Annotated in this window: 10 protein-coding genes and 1 tRNA gene; 4 read left to right on the top strand and 7 right to left on the bottom strand. The window is 62.7% G+C overall.

Features of this window, described 5'->3' with window-relative positions:
• Positions 1-218: 218 nt before the first annotated feature.
• Together G3T14_RS15760 and G3T14_RS15755 are read right to left on the bottom strand one after the other, a co-directional pair.
• A complete protein-coding gene (locus G3T14_RS15760) occupies positions 219-869 on the bottom strand; it encodes a hypothetical protein (protein ID WP_163643486.1) in 651 nt (216 codons plus the stop codon).
• A 110-nt stretch (positions 870-979) separates the two neighbouring features.
• Positions 980-1,219 (bottom strand): hypothetical protein, encoded by a 240-nt coding sequence (locus tag G3T14_RS15755; RefSeq protein WP_163643485.1) that lies wholly within the window; start codon positions 1,217-1,219, stop codon positions 980-982.
• Positions 1,220-1,221: 2 nt separating this feature from the next.
• Here G3T14_RS15755 and G3T14_RS25430 point away from each other — a divergent pair, with 2 nt between their 5' ends.
• A complete protein-coding gene (locus G3T14_RS25430) occupies positions 1,222-1,353 on the top strand; it encodes a hypothetical protein (protein ID WP_281409818.1) in 132 nt (43 codons plus the stop codon).
• 207 nt (positions 1,354-1,560) lie between these two features.
• Here G3T14_RS25430 and G3T14_RS15750 read toward each other — a convergent pair.
• Positions 1,561-1,637: transfer RNA gene (locus G3T14_RS15750), tRNA-Met, on the bottom strand.
• Positions 1,638-2,013: 376 nt separating this feature from the next.
• Between G3T14_RS15750 and G3T14_RS15745 the strand changes: the two genes are divergently transcribed.
• Genes G3T14_RS15745 through G3T14_RS15735 form a run of 3 tightly spaced genes read left to right on the top strand, consistent with a single transcriptional unit; the run spans position 2,014 to position 3,560 of the window.
• Positions 2,014-2,274, top strand: a complete 261-nt coding sequence (locus tag G3T14_RS15745) for a hypothetical protein (protein ID WP_204262885.1) — start codon at positions 2,014-2,016, stop codon at positions 2,272-2,274.
• Positions 2,275-2,310: 36 nt separating this feature from the next.
• On the top strand, positions 2,311-2,817 hold the full coding sequence (locus G3T14_RS15740) for a hypothetical protein (RefSeq protein ID WP_163643484.1): 507 nt from the start codon (positions 2,311-2,313) through the stop codon (positions 2,815-2,817).
• On the top strand, positions 2,793-3,560 hold the full coding sequence (locus G3T14_RS15735; protein WP_163643483.1) for a hypothetical protein: 768 nt from the start codon (positions 2,793-2,795) through the stop codon (positions 3,558-3,560). The genes G3T14_RS15740 and G3T14_RS15735 overlap by 25 nt, the downstream gene beginning before the upstream one ends.
• Positions 3,561-3,688: 128 nt before the next feature.
• Here G3T14_RS15735 and G3T14_RS15730 read toward each other — a convergent pair whose 3' ends face one another.
• Genes G3T14_RS15730 through G3T14_RS15715 form a run of 4 tightly spaced genes read right to left on the bottom strand, consistent with a single transcriptional unit; the run spans position 3,689 to position 7,138 of the window.
• Positions 3,689-4,411 carry a hypothetical protein gene (locus tag G3T14_RS15730; RefSeq protein ID WP_163643482.1) on the bottom strand — a complete coding sequence of 241 codons (723 nt, stop codon included), beginning with the start codon at positions 4,409-4,411 and terminating at the stop codon, positions 3,689-3,691.
• 41 nt (positions 4,412-4,452) lie between these two features.
• Positions 4,453-5,520, bottom strand: a complete 1,068-nt coding sequence (locus tag G3T14_RS15725; RefSeq protein WP_163643481.1) for a hypothetical protein — start codon at positions 5,518-5,520, stop codon at positions 4,453-4,455.
• Positions 5,517-6,920 carry a DnaB-like helicase C-terminal domain-containing protein gene (locus G3T14_RS15720; protein ID WP_163643480.1) on the bottom strand — a complete coding sequence of 468 codons (1,404 nt, stop codon included), beginning with the start codon at positions 6,918-6,920 and terminating at the stop codon, positions 5,517-5,519. The genes G3T14_RS15725 and G3T14_RS15720 overlap by 4 nt, the downstream gene beginning before the upstream one ends.
• Positions 6,917-7,138: a hypothetical protein gene (locus G3T14_RS15715; RefSeq protein ID WP_163643479.1), complete on the bottom strand. Its 222-nt coding sequence runs from the start codon at positions 7,136-7,138 to the stop codon at positions 6,917-6,919. Before G3T14_RS15715 ends, G3T14_RS15720 begins: the two co-directional genes overlap by 4 nt.
• Positions 7,139-7,320 lie beyond the last annotated feature (182 nt).

The raw sequence follows: 7,320 nt of genomic DNA, 5'->3' as shown, positions 1-7,320 counted from the left end.
TCAGAAGCTGGGTGCACGCCATCAGCGTGATGGTGCCGACCCCTGGCTCCGTTGCCGCCAGCATCGGACCACGGGCAACCTCGACCCGGGAGACGATGAAGCGCCCGCCGTTCGACGATTCCTTGCTCAGGCGCCGGTAGCGCTCGGCCCACTCCACCACGTTGAGGTTCGGGGTCGGCGTGACGCCCTTCCTCCAGGATGCCGACAGGCTTCCAGTGTCAGCCGAACTCGGCCGGTGGATCGCCAAGTTCGGAGAGGTGCTGTTTGACATACGCGTTCAGGATGGTCGTCAGCGCGCGGGGGTCGACCTTGAGCTCGTCTGCCATCGTGACGGCGACTCGCGCCGGCCAGGAAGACCACGCGTCGCGGAAGTCGCGGGCGGTGTCGAAGAACAGTTTCTCGGCCGCCTCGCGGTCGACCAGCTTCTTGTCGTTCTTCTCGACCTCCTGCTTACGCTGAAGACCGAGGTAGTTTTCCTTGCGCCGAAGCGCGAGCGGTATCGGCAAGTCGACGCCGTTCGGGTCGAACTGCCCATCCTCGTCCGGGTCTCCGGCGGGTACCGCGCCGGGCCTCGGCATCGCCGCTCCGAGCTTCTGCCAGGTGTCCGGTTTCGGCTTGGCGGGCGCCCTCGGCTCGGCTGTGGCCGTGTTACCTGGGGCAGATCGGACGGGCCGATGGGTAACACCGCCCCGATAGTTCGCCGGGCGCTGGTCGAGGTTCCATTCCGAGGCCTCGACGTCGATGAGACCTGCGTCAGAAAAGACCAGCAAGTCTTTCTGTTTCCAAACGGTTACCGCTTTACGCGAGACGCCGCGATGGCGCGCAAAATCGGCTTGGCTGAGGAATTTCGATCCGCTGGCTGCCGTCATGCTGGCCGTTACCTGTTACCGCGTTACCGGGTTCCAGGACCCTAGCGCTAGAAACAACTGGGGCCCCGACCACCCGTATACGATTCAAGGCCCCAGGGTCCCCCGGCAACTTACTGACCAAGGTCTCGGCGGGCCTTTACGGCCTCATAGAACTTTCCGCCGTCGACCCGCGCGCCTGAGGCGATATCCGCCATTGTCTTTAGCGCGAATTGCAGTGGAACAGGCCGGTGGCCTTCAAGCAACCTTTCGGCCGACCATAGAGCGAGGGCCGACAGAAGCTCGCCGTATTCCTCGCCGAGGCTGCCCCCCTCAAATGAACCGGCAAAATCCTGATCTACCCGATCGCCCATGTTTGGCACCTCAATCCCCGCCACCACTGGACGATCCGCCGTCGCTGCTCGACGAGCAGGACGATCCGCTGTCCGAGGACCAGGAGGAAGCGGAAGAGCAATGCGACGAGGGTGAGGTGTCGTTGTCGATGTAGCTTGGCGACATGGGGCTGGGCGTGCTCAGAAGCATGCCGGCGGGCGAGGCCGGGTTCATGGGGCTGTCGTCGTAGGACGAACGTGTCGAGGCCGTCGAGGCCTCCAGGCGAGGACGGCGGGAGCGATCAACCTCTTCACGACGCCGGCGCTTCGCTTCACGATGCTTGCGACCGAAGATGTCAAACATGTCGCCTCGCTCTTGGTGATGGTTGCGGCGCTTGGATTCAAACCAAGGACCTTTAGTTTATGATCCTCACGCACTACCGGACTGCGCTACGCCACGTCGAAAAGAAAGAGGTGCGTACCCTGATGGGGTTTAAGTAGTGCCCTGATGGGGTGCGCTCATGGTAACCAGCCTACAAAGTGGAGAAGCGGTTTCATCCGTCTCCGGAGGGGCTTAACTCCGATCCCATCTCGGGAGAGTACAGCGCCTACAGGGCAGCGTTCGTTATATTACACGATTTGTGTTCCGGCAACACCCAAACTCCACGGGCAATGACACTGGCCAGATATGCTCTAATCACCTTGTGACTTGGATCGCTCAACCACTGGTGGATAATTGCGCATTGCGAGGGAAATCGTGGTACCAATGGTCGACACCCTGCGAGTGCCTCGGGTGACTCTCTCACCCTGAACTGATCGGCATCTGAGGGGCGATCATGAGCGACGAAAAGCGCTTCCTCCCTGGTCAAGCCGTAGACCCGTTTCCTCCGGGGACGACGGGCGACTTCCTGCTCCCGATCAGCCTGCCTGCGCCCGAGCTTATGATGGGCGAGGGCCTGGCGGTGATCGTGCTGACGACCGTCGAGGATCAGCGAGTCGGTATCCCCATGGGACACCAGGCTCTATCCGACCTCCATAAGATAATCGGCGAGGCACTTCGGTTGCTGCGGGCGCCTGAGGGTGGATCGGTGCAGTGATCAGCCGAGATCTGCGTGCTTGGGGACAGGTGCCGCTTGACTGAGGCGGATGCAATCTTGCTGCGAATGGCTACTGCGCTCAGTGAAAGCAAGCTTATTGCTGGACCGCTAGCTTGGTATCCAGGAAATCGCCCCCGGAAGCTAGTTCTTGCGGCCCTCGCTGAAGGCATCTCGATTAACGCCGAACTTCACATTACTGCAGTGTCTGGGCTTCCCGACGAAAACGTGACGTTCCAGCTTTGCCTTGCTGAACCTGCCGGCACTTATCCAATCTCGCGTTTTGATTGGAAACCTCCCGGTATTCACACGAATAAACTGGGCCCGCATAAGGGCATCCGCAGCGAGACCGGGCTGCATCCGTTTGCGGAAAATGCCGCCTTGGGGTTTGCGTGTATGGTGTCGGACAACTTGCCGGTGTGCCTTCCGGTAACACCAGAGCCGAGTGATTTCGGAGAGGCTGTTGCCTATGTATGTGCTACCTTCAATCTCGCATTCGTCAACGGATTACCGTTCCCGCCATGGTCACCAACGCTGATGTTGTGAGCCGCCATCCGCTCTCCGCCGTAGCGGACGAAGCGGCGCGCGCGCTTGTCCGCGTCCGGCTTGGGCCGGGGGCAGATGCGCGCGTGATGCTACCCGTGCTGTACCCCTCGGGGGCCTCGGTCATGCTGCGGGTTGGCGGTGGCCCAAAAGAGTACATGGTCACCGACGACGGGTCTGCAGCTCGAGAAGCCGACATGGCTGGAGCAACGGAATTTTTCCATCGCGCGGCCCGGGAAGTTGCCGAGCAATGCGGCGTCCGCTTCGACGGAAACGAGTTGTTTGAGATTGATGCGCCGGCGGACAATCTCCCTGGTTTTATGGCTATTGTAGCTGATGCATCTCGTCGGGCCGCCCAGCTTGTCGCGGAGCGTCACGCAGAGAAGCTTGATCGTAAACTGAAGGTCGGGCTTGCGGATAGGCTAATTGATGTATTTGGACAGCGTGCCATTGAGATCAGGCCTCAATATTCTGGAGCCTCGACACACCCATGGTCGTTTGATGCGGCTGCCCGTTTCGGTGAACGGATTGTCCTGTTTGCCGGAGTTACTCCGTCCGCGGTGTCTATATCTTCGGCTTATCTGAAGCTTGACGATGTGCGCCGACTTGCGGAGGCACCGAAAACCGTTGCGGTATTAACTAGACCGTCCGCTTTCCGTCAGGATCAGAGACTTATCCTGGGCCGGGCTGCTGCGATCTTGGATGCAAAAGCAACAGACGAAGAGTTCAGGCGGGCCGCTGCCTAGAACGGCAGCGTGTCCTCCACCTCAGGGGGACGGTGCCGTAGACGTCTGCTTGAGGCCTTCCAGGCGAACTGAAATCGGGCTCAGCACCGAGATCTGGCGCTGTAGGGCAGTCGACGAAACATCACGACTCAAACCGCCTGAACATCTGCGATCCCAAGCTCCACAGGCGAGGGCCGACCGAAGATGCTGACCGCGACGCGCAGACGGTCATGCGGGAGGATCTCTTCGACCGCGGCAGGGAAGCTCGCGAAGGGGCCGTCCATCACCAACACGCTCTGCCCGACCTTGATGCCGACCGGCTCCACGATCTCTCCCCTGGCGATGACGTCCACGAACCGCTGCAAGCCTTCCGCATCGAGCCGGGCTGGCTTCAGCACGGGTCCGGCGATGTTGCCCTGGGTGGTCGTATCCTCCACGGGACGGCAGACGATCTCGGCCACCCCGATGCTGCCCTTCGCGATGTCCAGGTGAGCGGGATCTCGGACGCCGATGAACACCGTGCGGATCAGCATAGGCACGCAGCGGATCATCCGGCGGCCGCGCCGAACCACCACCTCCGTCGAGCGGGGCTGATAGGTCACCGCCTCGGCGTCCTGCAGCGCCTTGAGCGCTCGATCTCCCATGCGGGGCTTGGTGCGAGCGATGTACCAGCACAGGCTCGGGTCGATGGTCGGTGACGCCACCCCAAAGATCGGATCGGCTACGCTCCGGGCGCCGGGCGCGGCCGGGCTCGTACTGGTGCTGCCCGCCGACCCGCATTGTTCGAGCTTGCGCTGTTCCCGGCGCTGGCGGCGCTCCCGTTCGCGCTGACGCCGGCCCTTCGCACGCTGGTTCTGGCTTCGGACGGTCATTGGTGGTCCTCGGTACGCGACAGGAGGATTGCGGGGGCAGTTCAGGCGGCGCCGGCGAGTGCCTCAGGGCTGGCCTGGGCACGTCGTGGACCGATGCGGAACTCCGCCAGTATGTGGGGCGGGACCTTGGTCTGCGGGTGGTCAGGAGGCGGCGTCCGGGTGGACAAATCCCACTGCCCGAGCGTGGTTCGCCAATGCCGAACGTAGTCCCGCCACCGGTCGTCCGAGAGGCGCTCGAGGTAGGCGTGACCGGAGTTGGCTGCGGCGACGGCTGCCATGACGGCCTTCGCCGCAGGACCGACGTGTTCCTTCCAGCGGCCCTGGTTCAACCACGTGGAGGCCATGGCGACGAACTTGGTGCCGAGGATCTCGTTTGCCCGGCACTCGGTGATGTAGCCGTCGAGCCCTGCGGAAATGTCCGAATGGGTCGCGCCGTTCTTCAGGGCTTTGAGGTAGGCAATTTCAGCGGGATCGGGTGGATTCGAGCCCTTCCGCTTCGGGTATTTTGGCCAGAACGTTTCCTGGAAGACCCGCTTATCGGCTGCAGTCGAACATATATGTGTTTTATTGTTATTTGTGTATTCTAGTTTGTCCCGGTTTCTCGATTTGGGCTGCCCCGCATCTGTCCCAGTAGTGTCCCGCTGCGGATGGATTTCGTCCATTTTTTCCTTTGTATTAGAGTGACTTGTGTCGGCCTCGTCTGTCCCGATTTCGCCGCACATCTGTCCCGCTATCTGTCCCACATCTGTCCCACCCGTGTCCCGCTCAACACCGCCCGATCTCTGAAATTCTTCGAAGTTACAGAGGGTTAGGACAGTCTGAAGTGTCCCATTCTCGCGCGCGATGCTTCCGCGGGATTCGAGCCGCACAAGGAAGCGATCAACGCGCGATTTGGACCATTGCCAGGCGTCGGCCATGAAGCGGACCGAGTGGCAGATTTGCCCGCGCCCCAGTGTCACGGTGGTGGCGCCCGAGCGGACGCGGCGCTCCTTCCACGCAGCCTCCGCGACAAGCCACAGGAACGCCTCCCTCTCCGTGAAGGGCTCATTGGCGAAGCCGGCGTTCGTGAAGATGCCTCGATCCACGGCAAAGACGCCTCGATCGCTCATGTCGCCATCTCCGCTAGTACGTTGCAGGCGACGTCGCAGAAGCAGTCGATCCGGATCGTGGGGCCAGACCTCTGCTTGAGGATCTCGATCTCGAGGACGTTGCGCCGCCGGGCCAAGCGATCGGCCTCATCGTCCTTCAAATCGGGTTTGCGCTCGAGGTAGTACGCCTCGCGGAACAATCCGAGGACGACATCGGCATCCTGCTCAATGGAGCCACTGTCCCTGAGATCGGACAGGATGGGCCGCTTGTCTTCGCGGGTCTCCACGGCACGGCTCAGCTGACACAGGCCGACCACCGGGATTGCAAGCTCCTTGGCGAGCCCCTTCAAGCCGCCGGAAATCTCCGTCATTTCCTGAACGCGATTGCCGGCGTAGCGCCCTGAGGGTCGAACGAGGCCCATGTGGTCCACGATGATGGCGGCCAGCCGTTTGCCTTGGCGTTCGGCCCGCAGGGCCATTTGGCGGCTTCGAGCAGCGATCTGGGATAGCGTGACCCCCGGCTGTGGCTCGATCCAGATCGGGATACGCGCCGCCTCGCGCTCGGCGAAGTAGAGGCGCCGCAGGGCATCGTCCGTCAGGTCGCGGGCTTGGGCGATGGAACGGTAGCTGATCTGGTCGTATTCCCGCGGGTCATAGGCCACGGCCGAGAGGACGCGCTGTCCGAGCTCGACGTCGTTCATCTCTAGGGACATGAACCCGACGGGACCGGCCCTCCGCGCCGCCGCGATGGCGAAGTGCAAGGCTGCGGCGGTCTTGCCCATGGCAGGCCGACCGGCCAGGACGATGAATTGTGATTCGCCCATGCCGAGCGTGGCCCGGTCGAGGCTCGGGATCCCAAACGTCACGCCGTGGTCTTCGTTGGTCGTTCGCAGGTGCCTCACACGGGCCATGACGCGTTCTACGCTTGTGCCGAGGGTGGTTCGCTTGACGCTTTGGCTCAGGCCGGCGCTCGCGACCTCGTCCAGGACCTCGATCATCTGCGCCGCATAGGCGGCAGGGCTCATGACGCTATCGACCGACATGGCGGCAACGGCGGCTTCGGCCGTCGCCAGAACGAGGCGCATCTGTGCGGATTGAGCGATCAGGCGCGCGTAATCGGGAGCCCCGCTGATAGTCGTGGCGCCAGTGACCAGTCGACCAACGTATGAGCCGACCGTAATGCCGCCGAGGTCGGCGTTGCCGAGGATGGCTTTCATCAGCCCGAGGTCGATGGCCTCGCCGGCATCGCGGCGCTGGCACATCACCTCGAAGAGATGTCGGTGAACTTCTTCGTAGAAATCCTCCGCCTTGACGTACTCGCGCGCCCGATCGATCGCACCATTGGAATGGAGAATCGCGCCCAGAAGAGCTTGCTCCGCCTCCAGCGCGTGCGGCACCTGCTGCTTCGTTTCGCCCGTCATCCGCGCCGCTTCATCGCCATGACCCGATCGAACTGCCGGTCTGCCTCGTTCTGGTCAGCCGATTGGAACAGTGTCAGCCACTCTCGCCACGCGCGGCCGGCGGCGATGCCGTGGTTGATGTCTCCGGTCTTCTCGGCTGCGTTGCGCGCATCGAGATAGCGCTGCCAGACTTCCTGCTCGCGCCGCTCACGAAAGAGATCGAGGTCAACGACGCCCATGGCTGGGCCTCATCGATCGGTGCCAAACGGGTGGAAGGGGCGAGCTACGAAGGACAGCAGGGGGCATCGGCCAAAGCTCCGAGGTTCGGGAGCGCCGTGTTCGGGCGGGAGGAGGAGGGCGGCGGTTGTTCGCTACGGCCCCGTCAGGGCGGCGGCTGGGCGTGGGTCAGCGGGATCACGGC

The sequence above is a fragment of the Methylobacterium sp. BTF04 genome (assembly GCF_010692745.1).
In the GTDB taxonomy this organism is placed as follows: Bacteria; Pseudomonadota; Alphaproteobacteria; order Rhizobiales; family Beijerinckiaceae; genus Methylobacterium.
Note: the sequence above shows the minus strand (reverse complement) of the source record. Positions and strands in the feature narration are given on the sequence as shown.